Origin of the sequence: Pseudomonas sp. FSL R10-2964, from assembly GCF_009600035.1 — a bacterium.
Taxonomy (GTDB): domain Bacteria; phylum Pseudomonadota; class Gammaproteobacteria; order Pseudomonadales; family Pseudomonadaceae; genus Aquipseudomonas; species Aquipseudomonas bubulae.
The window spans coordinates 1-1,002 of record NZ_WIWH01000098.1; the positions used below are offsets into that span (position 1 = coordinate 1).

Genomic DNA, 1,002 nt, shown 5'->3' on the forward strand with positions numbered 1-1,002 from the left:
CAGTTACCTCGACGACTCATGCTGGCTACCAGGTTGTTAGCTTTCAAGAAGCTTCGCCAGTCTGAGCTGCTGTACTGACTGCCTTGATCCGAGTGGATCATCACCTCTTGCTTCGGCTTACGTCTCCAAACCGCCATCAGCAGTGCATCAATGGCTACGTCGCTGGTCATCTGCGACTTCATTGACCAACCAATGATCTGGCGTGAAAACAGATCGAGCACCACGGCCAAATACAGCCAGCCTTCATATGTTCGGATGTAGGTAATGTCTGTGACCCAGACTTTGTTGGGTTCTCTGACATCGAATTGGCGCTTCAGTAAGTTCGGTGAGGCAACGGCTGGTTTACCGCCATATTTTCCCGGCCTCCGTCGATACCCAGTCTGAGAACGTAAACCTTCAAGGCGCATCAACCTAGCTACCCGGTGACGGCCACAGCTCTCACCAACCTCTCGCAGGTCATCATGGATCTTGCGATAGCCATAAACACCACCGCTTTCCAACCAGGAGTGTTTGATCAGTCCAAGCAGTCGCTGATCGTCCTTGGCTCGCGCAGATTTTGGTTCTGATAGCCACGCGTAGTAGCCGCTGGGATGAACCTTGAGCGTCAGGCAAAGCCGTCGAATCGCGTAATGACCCGCTTGCTGCTTAATAAAGGCGTACTTCAGCCGCACTCCTTGGCAAAGTACGCGGCGGCCTTTTTTAAGATGTCTCGCTCCTCCGTCACCCGTTTCAGCTCGGCCCGTAGACGACGAACCTCAGCGCTCTGATCATCCTCCTCAACGCGCTGTTCCTGGGGCTTGGTGTAGCGCTTAACCCAGGCATAGAGGCTGTGCACGGACACACCCAATCGTGCAGCCACCTCCGAGACAGGAAGCTTCTTTTCGGTCACTTGTTTGACCGCCTGGATTTTGAATTCTTCGGGATATCGCTGGTTGCTCATGGCACCTCCTAATGGGCCTCATTTTAAGGCTTGGAGGTGTCTACGAAACTAGGGGCGATTCA

Annotated in this window: 1 pseudogene; it reads right to left on the reverse strand. The window is 53.6% G+C overall.

Going from position 1 to position 1,002, the window contains the following annotated elements:
* Positions 1-940 (reverse strand): annotated as a pseudogene (locus GHN92_RS23590) (IS3 family transposase); the annotation flags it as partial.
* Positions 941-1,002 lie beyond the last annotated feature (62 nt).